Source organism: Cupriavidus sp. 207A1 (genome assembly GCF_057798955.1).
The window spans coordinates 35,109-50,963 of record NZ_JBYOJO010000009.1 but is presented as its reverse complement, the minus strand read 5'-3'; the positions used below and the strand labels follow the sequence as shown (position 1 = coordinate 50,963).

At 68.8% G+C, this 15,855-nt stretch carries 17 protein-coding genes; 5 read left to right on the top strand and 12 right to left on the bottom strand.

Going from position 1 to position 15,855, the window contains the following annotated elements:
* Positions 1-109: 109 nt before the first annotated feature.
* The 3 genes from AC3FMM_RS17750 to AC3FMM_RS17740 all read right to left on the bottom strand — a co-directional run bounded on the left by AC3FMM_RS17750 (position 110) and on the right by AC3FMM_RS17740 (position 1,763).
* Positions 110-811, bottom strand: a complete 702-nt coding sequence (locus tag AC3FMM_RS17750) for a DUF899 family protein (protein WP_116314659.1) — start codon at positions 809-811, stop codon at positions 110-112.
* A gap of 199 nt (positions 812-1,010) precedes the next feature.
* Positions 1,011-1,451 (bottom strand): YciI family protein, encoded by a 441-nt coding sequence (locus AC3FMM_RS17745; RefSeq protein ID WP_488687259.1) that lies wholly within the window; start codon positions 1,449-1,451, stop codon positions 1,011-1,013.
* Positions 1,452-1,580: 129 nt separating this feature from the next.
* Positions 1,581-1,763, bottom strand: coding sequence for a hypothetical protein (locus AC3FMM_RS17740; RefSeq protein ID WP_147299332.1), 183 nt, complete (start codon positions 1,761-1,763; stop codon positions 1,581-1,583).
* 328 nt (positions 1,764-2,091) lie between these two features.
* Between AC3FMM_RS17740 and AC3FMM_RS17735 the strand changes: the two genes are divergently transcribed.
* The gene (locus tag AC3FMM_RS17735) at positions 2,092-2,553 is read left to right on the top strand and encodes a hypothetical protein (protein WP_473704890.1); all 462 of its coding nucleotides are present in this window, start codon (positions 2,092-2,094) and stop codon (positions 2,551-2,553) included.
* A gap of 42 nt (positions 2,554-2,595) precedes the next feature.
* Here the strand turns inward: AC3FMM_RS17735 and AC3FMM_RS17730 are convergent, their stop codons facing one another.
* Complete coding sequence (locus tag AC3FMM_RS17730; protein ID WP_488687189.1) at positions 2,596-3,567, bottom strand: GlxA family transcriptional regulator; 972 nt, start codon at positions 3,565-3,567, stop codon at positions 2,596-2,598.
* 218 nt (positions 3,568-3,785) lie between these two features.
* On the opposite strand from AC3FMM_RS17730, the gene AC3FMM_RS17725 reads away from it, so the two are divergent.
* Positions 3,786-4,394, top strand: coding sequence for a cysteine hydrolase family protein (locus AC3FMM_RS17725; RefSeq protein WP_488687188.1), 609 nt, complete (start codon positions 3,786-3,788; stop codon positions 4,392-4,394).
* A gap of 48 nt (positions 4,395-4,442) precedes the next feature.
* Here the strand turns inward: AC3FMM_RS17725 and AC3FMM_RS17720 are convergent, their stop codons facing one another.
* The 7 genes from AC3FMM_RS17720 to gtdA all read right to left on the bottom strand — a co-directional run bounded on the left by AC3FMM_RS17720 (position 4,443) and on the right by gtdA (position 12,494).
* Complete coding sequence (locus AC3FMM_RS17720) at positions 4,443-5,564, bottom strand: porin (protein ID WP_414248902.1); 1,122 nt, start codon at positions 5,562-5,564, stop codon at positions 4,443-4,445.
* Between the two features lie 179 nt (positions 5,565-5,743).
* Positions 5,744-7,120, bottom strand: coding sequence for a serine hydrolase domain-containing protein (locus AC3FMM_RS17715; protein ID WP_116314660.1), 1,377 nt, complete (start codon positions 7,118-7,120; stop codon positions 5,744-5,746).
* Positions 7,121-7,293: 173 nt separating this feature from the next.
* Positions 7,294-8,634 carry an MFS transporter gene (locus AC3FMM_RS17710; protein WP_116314661.1) on the bottom strand — a complete coding sequence of 447 codons (1,341 nt, stop codon included), beginning with the start codon at positions 8,632-8,634 and terminating at the stop codon, positions 7,294-7,296.
* A gap of 124 nt (positions 8,635-8,758) precedes the next feature.
* Entirely contained in the window at positions 8,759-9,973 is a 1,215-nt protein-coding gene (locus tag AC3FMM_RS17705; RefSeq protein WP_488687187.1) for a 3-hydroxybenzoate 6-monooxygenase, read from the bottom strand.
* Positions 9,974-10,000: 27 nt separating this feature from the next.
* On the bottom strand, positions 10,001-10,642 hold the full coding sequence (gene maiA / locus AC3FMM_RS17700; protein ID WP_115712848.1) for a maleylacetoacetate isomerase: 642 nt from the start codon (positions 10,640-10,642) through the stop codon (positions 10,001-10,003).
* A gap of 17 nt (positions 10,643-10,659) precedes the next feature.
* Positions 10,660-11,358 carry a fumarylacetoacetate hydrolase family protein gene (locus AC3FMM_RS17695; RefSeq protein WP_473704888.1) on the bottom strand — a complete coding sequence of 233 codons (699 nt, stop codon included), beginning with the start codon at positions 11,356-11,358 and terminating at the stop codon, positions 10,660-10,662.
* 89 nt (positions 11,359-11,447) lie between these two features.
* Positions 11,448-12,494 carry a gentisate 1,2-dioxygenase gene (gene gtdA / locus AC3FMM_RS17690; RefSeq protein ID WP_115712844.1) on the bottom strand — a complete coding sequence of 349 codons (1,047 nt, stop codon included), beginning with the start codon at positions 12,492-12,494 and terminating at the stop codon, positions 11,448-11,450.
* Between the two features lie 157 nt (positions 12,495-12,651).
* On the opposite strand from gtdA, the gene AC3FMM_RS17685 reads away from it, so the two are divergent.
* The 3 genes from AC3FMM_RS17685 (at position 12,652) to AC3FMM_RS17675 (ending at position 14,942) form a co-directional block, all read left to right on the top strand.
* The gene (locus AC3FMM_RS17685; RefSeq protein WP_115682848.1) at positions 12,652-13,593 is read left to right on the top strand and encodes a LysR family transcriptional regulator; all 942 of its coding nucleotides are present in this window, start codon (positions 12,652-12,654) and stop codon (positions 13,591-13,593) included.
* A 146-nt stretch (positions 13,594-13,739) separates the two neighbouring features.
* Entirely contained in the window at positions 13,740-13,928 is a 189-nt protein-coding gene (locus AC3FMM_RS17680; RefSeq protein WP_488687186.1) for a YjfB family protein, read from the top strand.
* Between the two features lie 108 nt (positions 13,929-14,036).
* Entirely contained in the window at positions 14,037-14,942 is a 906-nt protein-coding gene (locus tag AC3FMM_RS17675; protein ID WP_115682850.1) for a YihY/virulence factor BrkB family protein, read from the top strand.
* Positions 14,943-14,980: 38 nt separating this feature from the next.
* Here AC3FMM_RS17675 and AC3FMM_RS17670 read toward each other — a convergent pair whose 3' ends face one another.
* Positions 14,981-15,730 (bottom strand): SDR family oxidoreductase, encoded by a 750-nt coding sequence (locus AC3FMM_RS17670; RefSeq protein WP_488687185.1) that lies wholly within the window; start codon positions 15,728-15,730, stop codon positions 14,981-14,983.
* Between the last annotated feature and the right edge of the window lie 125 nt (positions 15,731-15,855).

The following is a 15,855-nucleotide window of genomic DNA, read 5'->3' as shown; positions in this document are numbered from 1 at the left end:
TGAACACGATCACGAGAAGTTTTGCACACGGTCGGTACGCGACGCGACGCCATATAGGAACGTGAACGTTCGTGTGCAAGCGGCGGGAAGCGGGAATCCTTGGATCAATTCACTTCCCATACTCCAGCTCCGGATACCAATCCCCCCTCCCCTCCGGCGTGGTATCCAGCAACGTCCACAACGCATCCAGATCCGGCGCCCCGCGCGGATCCTGCCCCGGATCGCACGTCAGCGCATACATCTCGCTACTCCAGAAATGCCGCACCTTGCCATCGCGCCGCGAAAAGACGGTATATCCCGGCACGTCCGCATCCTCCGCACTGACGTAGTCGCGCGTGAAATCGCCGTCCACATCCGCATACACCTTTAGCTGCCTCCACCCTCGCGCCCGCTTGGCCGCGACCAGGCGATCGATCGGCGAGCGCGCCACCATCGCCAGTGCCGTGCGCTGCTCGATATCCGCAACCTTGTGGTCCCAGCCGGCCATGATGGACGTGCACATCGGACAAGGCCGCTCCCGCTGCGGCCCGAACATATAGCTGTAGACCACCAGCGTATCCTTGCCGGCGAACAGGTCTTCGAGCGTTACCGGCCCGTGCTCGCCCTGGAACGTATAGCGCTTCGTCACTTCGCCGCCGGGCGGCAACGCGCGGCGCTGTGCGGCCACGCGTTCGATGTGCCGCCGCAATTCGATTTCTTCCGCCAGCAAGGCGTTGCGCGCCTCGCGGTACGCCTTGCTTTCATTCGGAAAGTGGACGGGATTCTGCCGCGCCAGTTCGGTCGACGGAACCAGCTTTGCCGTGGTGTTCATGTCAGTCCTCCTGGAAGATCGCGTGCCGGGCACGGCTTTTCGCCATGCGGCGATGGCCGCTTCGCACGCCTGTCCTGTTTCGTTCCCGCGCGGCGCCAATCGTTCCAATGCGACAGCTGCACGCCGCCCTCGCTCCACTCAGCGCAAACGGCGGTTCACACTCGCGTGTGACCGCCGTCTCTCTCTGCGTAACGCCGATTCAGCCTTGCTGGGACCTGGCCGTGCGCGCGGCCTGCTCGCGCAGCCGTTCCTCCTGCTCCCGGAGTTCCGGCGTCAGTTCCGCGCCAAAGTCCTCAAGTTCGAACAATGGCCGGATCTCGATGTCGGATTCGCCTTCCATGGGATTGGGACAGCGCTTGACCCATTCCACCGCCTCGTCCATGGACTTGACCTGCCACAGCCAGAAACCGGCAACGAGCTCTTCCGGTCGCGCAAAGGGCCCATCGGTCACGGTGCGCTGGCTGCCCGAGAAGCGCACGCGCTTGCCCTTGGCGCTGGGCTGCAGGCCCTCGCCCGCCAGCATGATGCCGGCCTTGACCAGTTCTTCGTTGAAGTTGCCAATCGCTGCCAGCAGCTCGGTGCCGGGCATCTTGCCGGCTTCCGACTCGCTGGTTGCCTTGACGATCACCATTACACGCATCGACATGCCTCCTCAGGTACGTGTGTGGCGATATGCGCGCCGGGTGGCGCGCTCCACGCACCCGCGATGGGGCGTGTCGCACACCGGTCCAGCATAGACGCTGTGGGGCAGAACCCTATCAGGCAGAAGCTATTGCTGCATCGACCAGGACGACTGCCGGCGCAGGTCCTCCTGTCCCGGCTGCCGCGGTGGCTTGCCAAGGTCATCGTCGTGCCGCGGCGGAAGCTGCTCTTCGCTCTTGCGCGAGGGATCGGCCGGCGGCACCTCGGGTACGTGCGGCCCTTCCTCTGGCCGTGGAATTTGATGTGCCATGATGCCCTCCTGCTTGCAGAGTACGACACCCTTGACGATGCAACCGCCATGCCAAGCCGCGCTGCGCGTTTTTGTGCGCCCCGGCGATCCCGCGCGCCGCGCCGTGCTGCGCTGGCGGGTGCGCCGCGCAATCTCGGCGCGCAAATCTGCCTGACTTTGTAATGCGGCATGCGGGTGCGCCGTCGATGCGCCGCGGTGGCGCCCCGTCCGGCATGGCGCGGAGGCGGTCACGCCGGCAGCCAGCGCCCGGCACGAAAGGTGCACCGCCCTCCCGTGGCGCGCCGGGTTCACCCGGTGCGCCATGGATACTTCAATGCGGAGGCGCACCATGGAACAGACGGAAACGACAAGCACGCCCACCAGCACATCGGGCCTGCGCCAGCAGGAGACGCGCATGTCTTCGGTATCGGGTTCGGAGACGCGCACCGGCGCGTCGTGGAGAGACACGTCGGCACGATCATCGGCATCGCAGGACCTGGCGCGCGAGCTGGACCGGCTGATCGATCGCCTGCCCACGTTGTCCGGCGATAACCTCGAGCAGGCCAAGGCGGAGTTCGTCCAACTTGCCGCCAGGTCGGGCAGCGCAGCGACGGAACTCGCGGCCAAGTCCGCGGAGGTTGCCCGGCACGTAAAAGGACGCGTCAAGAACGAGTGGGAAACCGGCCTCGAGCGCACTGAATCGTTCGTCCACGCCAACCCAGTGCGTGCGCTGGCGATGGCGCTCGGGATCGGCGTGGTGCTGGGCGCGCGGCTGTTCGGCGGGTCGCACCGGCATCACCACGACATGTGAGCCGGCGCTGGCCGGCATCGGCGCGCCGGCAAGAGCAACGGCTCAGCCGGCGCGCTGGCGCGGCAGCGCGGTGCCGAACTGCTTGCGGTAGGCCGACGGCGACACCGCCAGCGCCTGGGTGAAATGCTGGCGCAGCGAAACGGCCGAGCCGAAGCCGACCAGCTCGGCCACCAGGTCGACGCCCTTGTCGGTGGTCTCAAGCAAACGCCGCGCCGCCGTCAGGCGGTGGTTCAGCAGCCACTGCGTCACGGTGGTGCCGGTCTTCTCCTTGAAGCGCCGCGTGAAATTGCGCCGGCTCATGCCGGCCTTCTCGGCCAGCGTGTCGAGCGTCAGCGGCTCGGCCAGGTGCGCGATGGCCCAGTCCAGCGTCAGGCTGAGCCGGTCGGCGCCGTCCGCCTGCGGCAGCGGGTGCTCGATGTATTGCGCCTGGCCGCCGTGCCGGTGCGGCGCCACCACCATGCGGCGCGCCACCCGGTTGGCCACCTCGGCGCCATGGTCGCGCCGCACCAGGTGCAGGCAGCAGTCGAGCGCGGCGGCGGTGCCGGCCGAGGTCAGGATCACACCATCGTCGATATAAAGCGAATCGCGGTCGAGCCGCACCCGCGGATAGCGCTGCGCGAAGTCGTCGGCCCAGGCCCAGTGCGTGGCCGCGGTGCGGCCGTCCAGCAGGCCGGCCTCGGCCACCACGAAGGTGCCCAGGCACAGGCCGGCGATGCGCGCGCCGCGCGCGCTGGCGGCCCGCAGCGCGTCGAGCAGCGCTTGCGGCGCGCGCTCGCCCGGGTCCCGCCACGCCGGCATGATCACGGTATCGGCCTGCTCCAGCACCGACAGGTCGTGTTCCACCTCGATGCGGAAGCCCGACATGGTGGCAATCAATCCCGGCGTCTCCCCGCAGATCAGCAAGCGGTAGCGCGGCACGCCCAGGCGGTCGAGGTCGTCGCCAAAGACGATGCAGGGCACGGACAGGTGGAAGGGGCTGATGCCTTCGAAGGCAATCACCGCGACGGTGTGCATCGCAATCTCTCTGGGTCGGAGGCTTGGTTAGGGCGGTTTGGAAGACGGCCCCGCATGGCCACGTTGACGTGGTTTGGCCCGATTCTATCGGATGTTGTCCATCGGGCCACTTCCGGCGCTGCCGGCGGCGCCGGAAACTACGCTCCATGCCGCGCCTGCGGCGAACGCAGCGGCCGCCACTGGCACCGCCCACTACTTCCCTGTCGACGAGGACCATCATGCACCACCCGACCCTACGCACCATCGCCGGCGCACCGGCGCGCACCGCCATCGAAGCCGCCAGCACCGCCGTGCTGGTCATCGACTTCCAGAACGAGTATTTCAGCGGCAAGCTGCCGATCCCCGACGGGCCGGCTGCCCTTGGCAACGCGCAGCGCCTGGTCGACCACGCGGATGCCGCCGGCATGCCCGTGTTCCACATCCAGCATGTCACGCCGGCGGGCAGCCCGGTCTTCGCCGAACACGGCGCCACCGTGGCGTTCCACGGCGACCTGCAGCCGGCGCCGCACCACACCGTGGTGCAGAAGACTTCGGTCAGCGCCTTCCCCACCACCGACCTGGACCAGCGCCTCAAGGCGGCCGGCATCAAGACCCTGATCATTACCGGGCTGATGACCCACGCCTGCGTCACCGGCGCGGCGCGCGACGCGGTGCCGCTGGGATACGGCGTGATCGTGGCGGCCGACGCCTGCGCCACGCGCGACCTCGAAACCGCGGCCGGCACGGTGTCGCACCAGGACCTGCACCGCGCCGCGCTGGCCGCGCTCGACGACGCCTTCGGCGATATCCTGAGCACCGAGCAGGTGCTGAAGCTGCCGCTGGCCTGAGCGACTGCGGCCTGGCCTGGCGATACCGGGCCGGCCGCACGGTCCCAATCAGAACCGGTGCCGCATCCCCACCGCCACCGCGGTCATGCTGCGATGGCCGCTGCCGAGGAAATAGCCGTTGGCAAAGCTCACCGCCGAGGTATCGAAATTGATGCCGGCATGCTGCACGTAGGCCGTGGTCAGGTAGACGTCGGTGCGCCGCGACAGGCTGTAGTCGGCGATCAAGCTGACCTGCCAGGGGTTCTTCACATTGCGGCCGGCAAGCGCCTTGACGTCGTCGTAGTAGAACGCCAGCGTCAGGTCCAGCGCCGACGTGGCGCGGTAGTTCACGCCGGCCCAGTAGTAATCGTCGCGCACGATGGTGGCGCCGTTGGCCGCCTTGTTGAGGCCCCAGCGATAGCCGCCCATCAGCTTGACCGGCCCGGCGCGATAGCTGAGCGCGGCGCCGGCCTTGCGGAAGTTGCCGACCGCGCCGCCGGTCCCGAGCGTCGGATTGAATCGGTTGAACGCCAGCGCCGCGCCGAAGCCGCCGGCGAAGTAGTTCAGGCCGGCACCATAGCCGGTATCCCGGCGCGATTGCCCGGCGTTTTCGCCGGCGCCGAGCACGCCATTGCCGAATGAATAATTGCCGATGGCGGTTACCGCGCCGAAGGTGCCCGTGTACTTGACGGTGTTGTCCGAGCGGAAATCCAGACCCAGCTGTGCCGCGATCGGCTCGTACTGGGTGGAATAGCCGCTGGGCGAGAAGTTGGAAAAGGCGTCGAAGATGGCCGTGTACTGGCGCCCGAAGGTAAGGCGGCCGGCACGCTCGCTCAGCAGCCCGACAAAGGCCTGGCGGCCGAACAGCCGGCCGGATTGCGTCTGCCGGCCGTCGTCGATGCCGAAGCCGTTCTCCAGCACGAACAAGGCCTTCAGCGCGCCGCCCAGGTCCTCGGTGCCGCGCAAGCCCCAGCGCGAGCCCGACAGGCCGCCGGAGCCCAGCGCCACGCGGCTCTGGCCCGGCCCGGGAAAGCCCGCCTGCGTCGGCAACGTGGCCGACAGGTGGTTGACGTATTCGATATTGGCATCCGCCACGCCATACAGCGTCACGCTGGCGTGCGCGCCAGCCCCCGGCATGGCCAGCATGGCCAGCGCCGTTGGCAGCATCAGCGGGTAAAGCCTCGTCTTCATGTCTCGCTCCTTCGTTCTGTTTGGTCATCGCCACGGCAGAAGCGCCGTGGCTGGATGGCGGAGGTCGACCGGCGTGCGCAGCCGGCCGCGCCGCAGGCGCGCAGGTTCCCCGCGCACGGCCTGGCGGCGTGCGGGGAAACTCGGTGCCGGGGGAATTTGCCGGGCGGCCCCGGCGAGGATCAGCGGCTGGCCGCGCGCAGCAGGGCGTGCGCCGCCGCCACCATGGCCTCGGAGGACTCCAGCGCGCGCGCCGGATCGTCGCGCTTGCGCACGGCGGCGGCGCTGGTCGCGCGCGCGGCGCCGTCGGGGCTGGCCGAGAACTTCACCACGGTCAGCTCACGGGCAGGATTGATGTAGATCTTCTGGCCGAAGCGGCCGCCGGCCTCGATGCTGCCGTCGCCGTCGTTGCGCTGGAACCAGTAGTTGCGGTAGCCGTAGCCATCGCGGCCCGCGGTGGTGTTGCCGCGCGCGAAGCGGGACTGGTTGCTGGCCGGCTGCAGCGCAATCCGCACCGCCTTCGGCGAAATGCCGAGCGTGGCATCGCCGGCCGCGGCGCGGCGCACGGTCTCGGCGAAGCGGGCGGCATCGCGCAGCGTCGAGTTCATGCCGCCGCTGGCCATTTCAGTGCCCTGGCGGTCTACCTGGGTGTAGGCATCGTCATCGGCAAAGCGCGACCACAGCCGCTCGGTGACGAGGTCCGCCCAGCGCTTGCCGGTGATGCGGCGCAGCGCCCATGCCACCGCTTCCGGCGAGCCGTTCTGGTAATACCAGACGCCGCCCTCCGGGCCTTCGCCCGCGGTGCCGGTGGCGTGCACGACCTTGAGGAAGTCGTAGATGGTGTCGGGCGCATCGGGCTTGCGCGGCACGATGCCCACGGCACCAAACAGCCCCAGGTCCGGCGGCAGTGCCTGCGGATAACCCACCGGCACCTCCATGTCCAGGTTCTGCTGCACCGTGGCCTCGCCGAACGGGTTGCCGGCCAGCTCGGGCACGTACTGCGCCAGCCGCGCCTGCGGATCGAGCTTGCCCTCTTCGACCAGCATCGCCGCCAGCAACCCGGTCACGGACTTGGTCATCGACGCCCAGATATGCGGCTGGTGCGGGCCAAAGCCGGCCAGGTAGCGCTCGTACACGATCCGGCCCTGGTGCAGCACGATAAAGCCATCGGTATGCGTATCGCGCAGGTAGTCCGCCACCTGCACCGTCTGGCCGGCAACGCTAAAGCGGACGGCGTCCAGCTCCGGCGCCGCCTGGCCTGGCAGCGCCAGCGGCTGGCTCGCATGCCGGATACCGACGGTGGGCGACATCTCGCGCGCATGCCGGAAGGCCCAGCGCATATAGGGCGGGCGCAGGCCGGTGCCGCGACTGACCTGCTTGTCCGGCGGCGGCGGAAAGCCCTGCATGACTTCGCTCTCGGCCACTGCCGCGGGCTGGCCCGCGCCCTGCGCCAGCGCCACGCCGGCCGGCGCCGCCATCAATGCCACCAGCGGCACCACCGTCCACCACCCCCGACTGCGCCGGAACCCCGTCCCGCGCGACTTCGCTTGCGCCTGCATGCTGTCTCCATGGCTGTCGAGGCGGCTGCACACGCGCTGCGCCGCCTTCTGTGATCAGATGCCAGCCTGCCGCAGCAGGCCGCGGGCGCCATGTTGCAGGCCAGCGGCCATGGCCACAATCCTCTGTTCGGAATAGAGCCATAACCCTTGGGAATGTCGGCGCAGGCGCAGCCTCAGACAGCCAGTCGCGCTTGCGGCCGCTCCCGCCTGACCACGCCCAGCGAGAACATCGACAGCCCGGCAACCAGCGCCGGCACGCCGATCAAAGCGAACAACGCGGGCAGGCCCAGGCCCATCGACAGCAGGGTCGCCCCGCCGACCGAGCCCACCACCGAGCCCATCCGGCCCACGCCGTTGGCCCAGCTGACGCCGGTGGCGCGGCAGTCGGTCGGATAGAAGCTGGCCGACAGCGCATTGGCGCCCACCTGCGAGCCCGAGACGCAGAAGCCCGCGACGAACACCGCCACGCCCGCGGCAACCGGCTCGGCGGCAACGCTGCCCACCGCGGCAATGCCCAGCGCCGCCAGCGCGTAACTGGTGGCCAGCACATGGTGCGGGTTGAACCGGTCCATCAACCACCCCAGCGCGATCGCGCCGACCGTGCCGCCCACCTGGAACATGGTCGTCACCAGCGCCGCGGTGCGCAGCGAATGGCCGGTGCCGCGCAGCAGCGTCGGCAGCCAGCTCGACAGCAGGTAGATCACCAGCAGGCTCATGAAGAACGTCAGCCAGAACAGCAGCGTGCCGCGCAGCAGCTCGGGCCTGAACAGGTGCCGCACCGGCGAGCTGGCGGCGCGCTGCTCGCTGACGGCAAAGGTGGCGCCGCGCAGGTCTTCATGCGGAGCGATCTTCTGCAACGTGGCAACGATATGCTCGCGCGACTTGCCGGTCATCACCAGGTAGCGCACCGATTCCGGCAGCAGCCACACCAGCGCCACCGCCAGCAGCAGCGGCAGCACGCCGCCCGCCACCAGCACCGAGCGCCAGCCGAAGGCGTCGATCAGCCCGGCCGAGGCCAGCCCGCCCAGGGCCGAGCCCAGCGTGAAGCCGCAGAACATGGTCGTGACCAGGAACGAACGCCGCTTCTCCGGGCAGAACTCCGAGGTCAGCGTGATGGCATTGGGCATGGCCCCGCCCAGCCCCAGGCCGGTGACGAAGCGCAGCAGCACCAGCGTCCACAGGTCCGGCGACCACGCCGACGCCAGGCTGGCCGCGCCGAAGCACAGCACCGACAGCACCAGCACGCTCTTGCGGCCGAACCGGTCCGCCAGCGGGCCGAACAGGAAGGCGCCGGCCATCAGGCCACCCAGCCCGGCGCCGAACAGCGGCGCCAGCTGGGCCGGCGTCAGCTGCCATTGCGCGCGGATGGCGGGCGCGATAAAGCCGATCGCGGCGGTATCGAAGCCATCGACGGCGACGATCAGGAAGCACAGTACGACGATGGTCACCTGGAACGCCGAGAGCGGCTGGCGGTCGATGAACGCGGTGACGTTGAGCGGTTGGCTGGCAGGCATGGTGTCTCCTCCTTGTTGCCAGATTTAGGGCGCGATTGGGCCGGCGGCTTCGTCGGCCGCCGGCTCGCTGTCAGGATTTACGACGCGAGGTTCTCAGCGCGGAAAGAAAGGCGCGTTCAGTGATCTACAGCCACGGCGTGGGGCTCAGGCACCTGTCGGCACGCCAGCCATGCAGCCATTGCAGCGCATCGTAAAACTGCGCCTGCGTGCGGCCGGTCCACAGGCTGTTGCGCACCAGGCGGTCGACCCCCTTCGCGTGGTAGACGCGGCCCATGTCGCGCGCGGCATAGAGCACGCGCGCGGTGCGCGGGATGCGGGCCTGCTCGTACAGGTTGAAGGCGGCGGCGTAGTCGCCAGCCGCGGCTTTGACCGCCGCGCCCAGCGTCACGGCATCCTCCAGCGCCTGGCAGGCGCCCTGCGCCACGTACTGGGTCATCGGGTGCGCGGCATCGCCAAGCAGCGTGGCGCGGCCGAAGCTCCAGCGCTCGACCGGGTCGCGGTCGGCGGTGGCCCAGCGCTTCCATGAGGTCGGGCGGTCCAGCATCTGGTGCGGCAGCGGGTGGATGCCCGCGAAGTACGACAGCACTTCTTCCTTGCTGCCGTCGCGCACGCCCCAGGTTTCCTGCTCGCGGCTGTGGAAGGTCACCACCAGGTTGTACTGCTGGCCGCCGCGCAGCGGGTAATGCACCAGGTGGCAGTGCGGGCCGGCCCACACCACGGGTGCGTTGACCTGCAGGTCCCGCGGCATGTCGGCCACGTCGACCACGGCGCGGTAGACCACGTGCCCGGTCACGCGCGCGTCATCGCCGATCAGCGCCTGGCGGATCGCGGACTTGACGCCGTCGCAGCCGATCACCGCGTCGCCGCGGTGGTGCCCGCCATGCTGGTCGACCACGGTCACGCCGTGCTGGTCCTGCAGCAGCTGCTCCACGCGGGTGCTGGTGCGGAAGGTGATCAGCGGGTGGTCCTGCACCGCCTCCAGGATCGACAGGTGGATGTCGGCGCGATGGATCACCGCGTACGGGTTGCCGAAGCGCTCGCGGTACGCCTGCCCGACATCGACCTGCGCGATCACGCTGGTGTCGATGGCGTCGCGCAGGCTCAGGTAGTCGGTAAAGACCGCACGGCCGCGCGCGGCCTCGCCCACGCCCAGCGCGTCGAGCGCGGCAAACGCATTGGCGGCCAGCTGGATGCCGGCGCCGATCTCGCCAATCTGCCCGGCCTGCTCCAGCAGTTCGATGCGGATGCCCTGGCGTGCCAGCGCCAGCGCCGCGGCCAGGCCGCCGATGCCGCCGCCGATGATCAGGACCTTGCCGGTCGTGTTGCGGGTGTTGCTCATTGCTGTCTCCTGCCTGCGCCGCTGGCGTCAGGCGATGTAGTCCGGCTGGCGCGCGGGCGCGGCCTGGGCGAAGGCGGGATGGGCGCTGGCGTGGGTGAAGACGGCCATCGCCCGCTCGTAGCGATCCAGCTCGCAGCCCATGCGCAGCGCGTTGGCCACCTGCGGCACCAGCGTAACGTCGGCCAGCGTGGGGGCATTGCCGAAGCACCACTTGCCATGGCCGTGGCGCGCCAGCAGCCGTTCGACGCCGGCCATGCCCTCGTCGACCCAGTGGCGGTACCAGGCGTCTTTCTGCTCGGGCGTGACCTTCAGCGTGTCCTGCAGGTAGCGCAGCACGCGCAGGTTGTTGACCGGGTGGATATCGCAGCCGACCAGCATCGACAGCTCCAGCACGCGCGCGCGCTGCTCAGGGTCCTGAGGCAGCAGGCGCGGCTCGGGATGGCGCGCATCCAGGTAGTCGATGATCGCGAACGACTGCCCCAGCGTGAAATCGCCATCGACCAGCGCGGGCACGGAGGCGGACGGGTTGATGCCATCGACATACTCGGCGTGGCGATGCTGGCCGGTGCGGATATTGACGCCGAGGTAGTCGTACGGCAAACCCTTGAGGGCCAGCGCGATGCGCACGCGGTACGACGTCGAGCTGTTGAAGAAGCTGTAGAGCTGCATGATCGGGCTTGCCTGGTTCAGACCACGCGCACGGTCAGTTCGCCCAGGCCGTCGACGCCGGTGACCATGGTGTCGCCGGCCTTGACCGCGCCCACGCCCTCGGGCGTGCCGGTGAAGATGACGTCGCCCGGTTCGAGGCGGAAGAACTGCGAAAGATACGCCACGGTCTCGGCCACCGACCAGATCAGGTGTGATACGTCGCTGCGCTGCCGGGTTTCGCCATTGACCGTCAGCCAGATGCCGGCCCGCTGCGGGTGGCCGATAACGCTGGCGCGGTGGATCGGGCCGACCGGCGCCGAGGCGTCGAAGGCCTTGCCGATTTCCCACGGGCGGCCCATCTCGCGCATCTTCATCTGCAGGTCGCGGCGCGTCATGTCGAGGCCGACGGCGTAGCCCCACACGTGCTCCAGCGCCTGCCCGGCGGGAATATCCGAGCCGCCCTTGCCGATCACGGCGACCAGCTCGGCCTCGTAGTGATAGTTCTGCGTTTGCGCGGGGTACGGCAGCTCGAGCGTGGTGCCGGCCTGCACCGGGACGATGGCGTCGGCGGGCTTGCAGAAGAAGAACGGCGGTTCGCGCTCGGGATCGAAGCCCATTTCGCGGGCGTGGGCGGCGTAGTTGCGGCCGACGCAGTAGACGCGGCGCACGGCGAACTGGTCATCGCTGCCGGCAACGGGAATCGCAACGGTGGCGGGAGGCGTGAAAACGTAAGACATGGTGAGGCTTCCAGTGATTTGGCAGGTAAGCGCCGGCCCGGCAGTACCGGATGGCACCGCCGGGCAGCGGCTTGGTCGGGGTTGCGGGCTCAGGTGCGCGCTTCGCGCAGCAGGTTCAGCGCGGACAGCACCGGCCGGTCGGAATAGCTGAACAGCACGGCATCCTCCAGCGCGCCCAGCTGCACCGGCGCCCACGACGGCGCCACGAACACGTCGCGCGGCTCGAACTGGAACTGCGCATCGCCGATGCGCACCGTGCCGCGCCCCTCCACCACGCTGTACACGGTGGCGTCGGTGCTGCGGTAGGTCTTGCCCTGGAAGCCCGCCGGCAGGTACTGCATGAAGCTGGCGATGGTCGGCATCGGCCAGCCGCCGGTGGCCGGGTTGACGTAGCGCAGCTTGACGCCGTCCCAGGGATCGAGCTCGCCGTTGCGGTAGAGCTGGTCCAGCGCCTCGCGCGAGCGCGCGTACGGGTAGCTGAACACCGGCGACGTGGGATCGGTCACGCGGTGCCGCACCGGCACCATGTTGTGGCCGAAGCGGGCAAAGCTGTCGCCCTCGGCGCGGGTCACCGGCTGCTGCGATTCGGGGTAGTTCTCGGCAAAGCCGGCGTCGAACTGCTGCACCATGGGGATGTCGAGGCCGTCCAGCCACACCACCGGCTCGCCGCCCTGCTCGACCGACGGGTTGCCATGGTCGTGCCAGGTCCACGACGGCGTGATGATGAAATCGCCGGGATGCATGGTGGCGCGCTCGCCGTTGACGGCGGTCCACGCGCCCTTGCCTTCGACGATAAAGCGCAGTGCCGACTGCGTATGGCGGTGGCTGGGCGCGATCTCGCCCGGCAGGATCAGCTGCAGGCCGGCGTACAGCGTCGAGGTGATGCTGGACCTGCCGGGGATGCCGGGGTTCTCCAGCACCAGCACGCGGCGCACCGCCTCCTCGGCGCTGATGATGCCGCCGGCCTGCATCACCAGCGGGCGGATCTGCGCGTACTTCCAGATCGCGGGAACGATCTGCGGCCGCGGCTGCGGCGGCACCAGGGCGTGCAGCGACTCCCACAACGGGGTCATGTGGCTGCGGCCGATGTCTTCGTAGTAGGCCTGGCGGGCCGGGTCTGGGGTGTGCTCGGACATGCTGTCTCCATAACTTTGTACAAGGCGTTCGGGAGCGCTTTGGGTGGGTGCCTGCATCGCTGCGCACCGTCTGTGTTGTCGTTATACGCCCCGGCCTATAAGATCTGAAATGAAGTTTTCATCTTATCGATACGATTTACCGTATAGGTCACGCCCCATGGATTGGACCCAGAGACTGCGCCTGCGCAACCTGCAGATGCTGCTGAGCCTGGCCGAGACCGGCAACATGAGCCAGTCCGCCGCCATGCTGAACACCACCCAGCCCGGGCTTTCCAAGTGGCTGAAGGACCTCGAGGACGATATCGGCCTGCCGCTGTTCGAGCGCCAGGCGCGCGGCCTGCGGCCCACGCCCTACGGCGAGTCGCTGATCGAGCACGCGCGCCGGATCGAGGCCCAGCTCGATACCGCCCGCGACGACCTGCAGGCCATGCGCGACGGCGGCAGCGGCATCGTGGTGGTGGGCACCTCGGGGGCATCGGCGGCGGACACCGTGCCGCTGGCCGCGCTGCAGCTGATGCAGCGCATGCCGCGCGCCAGCGTGCGGCTGCTGGAAACCACCATGGACCGGCTCATGACCCAGCTCGCGCGCAGCGAGCTCGATATCGTGGTGGGCCGCTCCGCGCCGGAGCTGCAGGATGCGCAGATGCGCACCGAATCGCTCTACATGGAGCCGATCCACTTCGTCGCGCGGCCGCGGCACCCGCTGCTGCAGGGCGGCAAGGTGGCGTGGGACGACCTGTACCGCCACCGCTGGGTGGTATGGCCGCGCGGCACGCCGATCCGCAATGCGCTGGAGGGCGCGCTCGCCAGCGCCGGGCGCGCGCTGCCTGCGGACTGCGTGGAAAGCAATTCCACCGTGCTCAACCTGACCCTGTTCAACAACAGCGACATGATCGGGCTGGCCTCGCACCGTACCGCGCGCCGGCTGGAAGAACTGGGCGCGCTGCGCATCGTGCCGCTGCGGCTGGCCGGGTTCGGATCGGTGTCGATGTACTGGCGCGCGGACGGCGAATCGCGTGCCGCGGTGGCGGCGATGCTGGATTGCCTGCGGCGGGCGGCGGGGGCGCAGCAGGTGCCGGCGGAGGCGCCGCTGGCTTAGGGGGATAACCGCCGCTGGCTTAGGGGGATAACCCGTAGGAATGTCGCCCGTGCCCGCGGCGCTCAAGGTTGGGCGGCCGCGGCCGTCATTGGGTGTTGGCGGTCATCCCGCCGTCTCTCCCGACCTTCGCCAAGGAAACCCTCTTCATGGAAATCTCCAACGTTACCGCCGGCCTGGCTGGCGATCCGGGCGCCGATCCGGTAAGCCTGCTGATGCTGCGCAAGTCGCTGGACATGCAGGCACAAGGCGTGGCTGCACTGCTGCAGGCCATGCCCCAGCCGGTCGCGGCCAGCAACCCGCCAAACCTGGGCCAGACCATCGACGTCAAGGTCTGACTTCGCGCGGCGCAAGCCGACGCGGCGCGGGCGTCGCGGCACCGCGGGCCGGGCACTTGGGCGCCCGCCGACGCATAATGTCGGCACCTGCACTCTCCGGTGCCCGCCATGCAGCTTCTCGACGCCCGCGTCCGCGACCTGCTCCGTCATCCGGGGCGCTTCCTGTGGCGCACGCTGGTCCAGTTCCGCGCCAACCAGGGCCTGTTGCTGGCCGGAGCGGTGGCCTACTACGCGCTGCTGTCGATCGTGCCGTTGCTGATCCTGATGGTGATCGCGCTGTCGCATGTGATCGACCCGCAGCTGTTGCTGTCGACGCTGGCGCGCTACCTCGAGTGGGTCGTGCCCGGACAGTCCCGCGCGCTGGTGCCCGAGCTGGCGTCGTTCCTGCGCACCCGCGCCACGGTCGGCTGGGTCTTGCTCGGCACGATGCTGTTCTTCAGTTCGCTGGCGTTCACGGTGCTGGAAAACGCCATGTCGGTGATCTTCGTCCATCGCGTCGCGATCCGGCGCCGGCATTTCCTGATCTCGGCGGTGCTGCCTTACTGCTATATCGCGGTGCTGAGCCTGGGGCTGCTGCTGGTGACAGTGGTCTCTGGCGGGCTGATCGCGATCGGCCAACGGCACGTGGAAGTGCTGGGCCATGAATGGTCGCTCGACCGGCTTTCCACCACGCTGCTTTACCTGCTCGGGTTCCTCGGCGAGATCCTGATGCTGACGTCGATCTACATGGTGATGCCGGTCGGCCGGCTGTCCTTGCGGCATGCCCTGTGCGGCGCGGTGCTTGCCGCGGTGCTGTGGGAGATCTCGCGCCATGCGCTGGTGTGGTACTTCACCACGCTGTCGCAGGTGGGGCGGGTCTATGGCTCGCTCACCACGGCGATCGTGGTGTTGCTGAGCCTGGAGATCGCGGCGACGCTACTGTTGCTCGGCGCGCAGGTGATCGCGGAATTCGAGCGCAGCGGCTGGGAGCGGCCGCCTGCTTCGGACGCTCCCACCGGCGAGTTCCATACCTGACGTGCGCCACGAGGATTGCAGGGGTGCGGCGCGGCGGCTTATGCGAATCCCCCGTTTGCGCGCAGCACCTGCCCGTTGATCCAGCCACCATCCTCGCCGGCAAGGAACGATACGACGCGACCGATATCCTCGGGCGTCCCGAGCCGTTCGAGCGGAGCGAGCCGCGCGATCTGGCCGATCTGCTGCGCACTCTTGCCATCGAGAAACAGCTCGGTGGCCACCGGCCCCGGCGCCACGGCATTGACGGTGATGCCGCGCCCGCGCAGCTCGTTGGCCAGTACGCGGACCAGCCCCTCCACGCCGGCCTTGGACGCAATGTACGGCCCATAGGACGGCAATGACTTGGCGATGACGCTGGTCGACACCGCAATGATCCGCCCACCCGCGCCGACGTTTTCGGCCGCTTGCGCCAGCACCAGGAACGTGCCGCGCAGGTTGGTCGCAATGACCTTGTCAAAGTCGGCCAGGCTGCCGGGCGCGATCGGTGCCAGCGGCATCACGCCGGCGCAGTTGGCGACCACGTCGATGCCGCCGAATGCCGCCTTGGTCTGCGCAAAGAGACGGGCCACATCATCGGGGCTTCCGACATCGCCCTGGATCGCAATGGCCCGGCCGCCGGCCGCTTCGATCGCCGCGACGGTGTCGCGGGCGTGCGCCACATGGCCGGCGTAGCCGACCGCGACGGCAAAGCCGTCGGCCGCGAGACGCAGGGCCACGGCCCGGCCTATGCCGCGCGATCCGCCGGTGACAAGGGCCGCTTTGGTGGTGTTCGTAGTCAGGGTGTTCATGGGAAGGCTCCGGGAGGGACAAGGCGACATGCCGTTGAAGCCAATTGTGGTTGTTCGCCCCGATTAGATAAATGGTGCAGAATCGCCATATCAATTCAACCAGCCTCAACAATAATTGCCTTCCC

Bases quoted from the DNA above. Each gene is read 5' to 3' on its own strand.
- AC3FMM_RS17675 (WP_115682850.1), top strand. From the start codon at position 14,037: ATGCAGCTTCTCGACGCCCGCGTCCGCGACCTGCTCCGTCATCCGGGG.
- AC3FMM_RS17715 (WP_116314660.1), bottom strand. From the start codon at position 7,120: ATGCAGGCGCAAGCGAAGTCGCGCGGGACGGGGTTCCGGCGCAGTCGG.
- AC3FMM_RS17750 (WP_116314659.1), bottom strand. From the start codon at position 811: ATGAACACCACGGCAAAGCTGGTTCCGTCGACCGAACTGGCGCGGCAG.
- AC3FMM_RS17680 (WP_488687186.1), top strand. From the start codon at position 13,740: ATGGAAATCTCCAACGTTACCGCCGGCCTGGCTGGCGATCCGGGCGCC.
- AC3FMM_RS17685 (WP_115682848.1), top strand. From the start codon at position 12,652: ATGGATTGGACCCAGAGACTGCGCCTGCGCAACCTGCAGATGCTGCTG.
- AC3FMM_RS17735 (WP_473704890.1), top strand. From the start codon at position 2,092: ATGGAACAGACGGAAACGACAAGCACGCCCACCAGCACATCGGGCCTG.
- AC3FMM_RS17725 (WP_488687188.1), top strand. From the start codon at position 3,786: ATGCACCACCCGACCCTACGCACCATCGCCGGCGCACCGGCGCGCACC.
- AC3FMM_RS17695 (WP_473704888.1), bottom strand. From the start codon at position 11,358: ATGTCTTACGTTTTCACGCCTCCCGCCACCGTTGCGATTCCCGTTGCC.
- gtdA (WP_115712844.1), bottom strand. From the start codon at position 12,494: ATGTCCGAGCACACCCCAGACCCGGCCCGCCAGGCCTACTACGAAGAC.
- AC3FMM_RS17705 (WP_488687187.1), bottom strand. From the start codon at position 9,973: ATGAGCAACACCCGCAACACGACCGGCAAGGTCCTGATCATCGGCGGC.
- AC3FMM_RS17720 (WP_414248902.1), bottom strand. From the start codon at position 5,564: ATGAAGACGAGGCTTTACCCGCTGATGCTGCCAACGGCGCTGGCCATG.
- AC3FMM_RS17745 (WP_488687259.1), bottom strand. From the start codon at position 1,451: ATGCGTGTAATGGTGATCGTCAAGGCAACCAGCGAGTCGGAAGCCGGC.
- AC3FMM_RS17740 (WP_147299332.1), bottom strand. From the start codon at position 1,763: ATGGCACATCAAATTCCACGGCCAGAGGAAGGGCCGCACGTACCCGAG.
- maiA (WP_115712848.1), bottom strand. From the start codon at position 10,642: ATGCAGCTCTACAGCTTCTTCAACAGCTCGACGTCGTACCGCGTGCGC.
- AC3FMM_RS17670 (WP_488687185.1), bottom strand. From the start codon at position 15,730: ATGAACACCCTGACTACGAACACCACCAAAGCGGCCCTTGTCACCGGC.
- AC3FMM_RS17730 (WP_488687189.1), bottom strand. From the start codon at position 3,567: ATGCACACCGTCGCGGTGATTGCCTTCGAAGGCATCAGCCCCTTCCAC.
- AC3FMM_RS17710 (WP_116314661.1), bottom strand. From the start codon at position 8,634: ATGCCTGCCAGCCAACCGCTCAACGTCACCGCGTTCATCGACCGCCAG.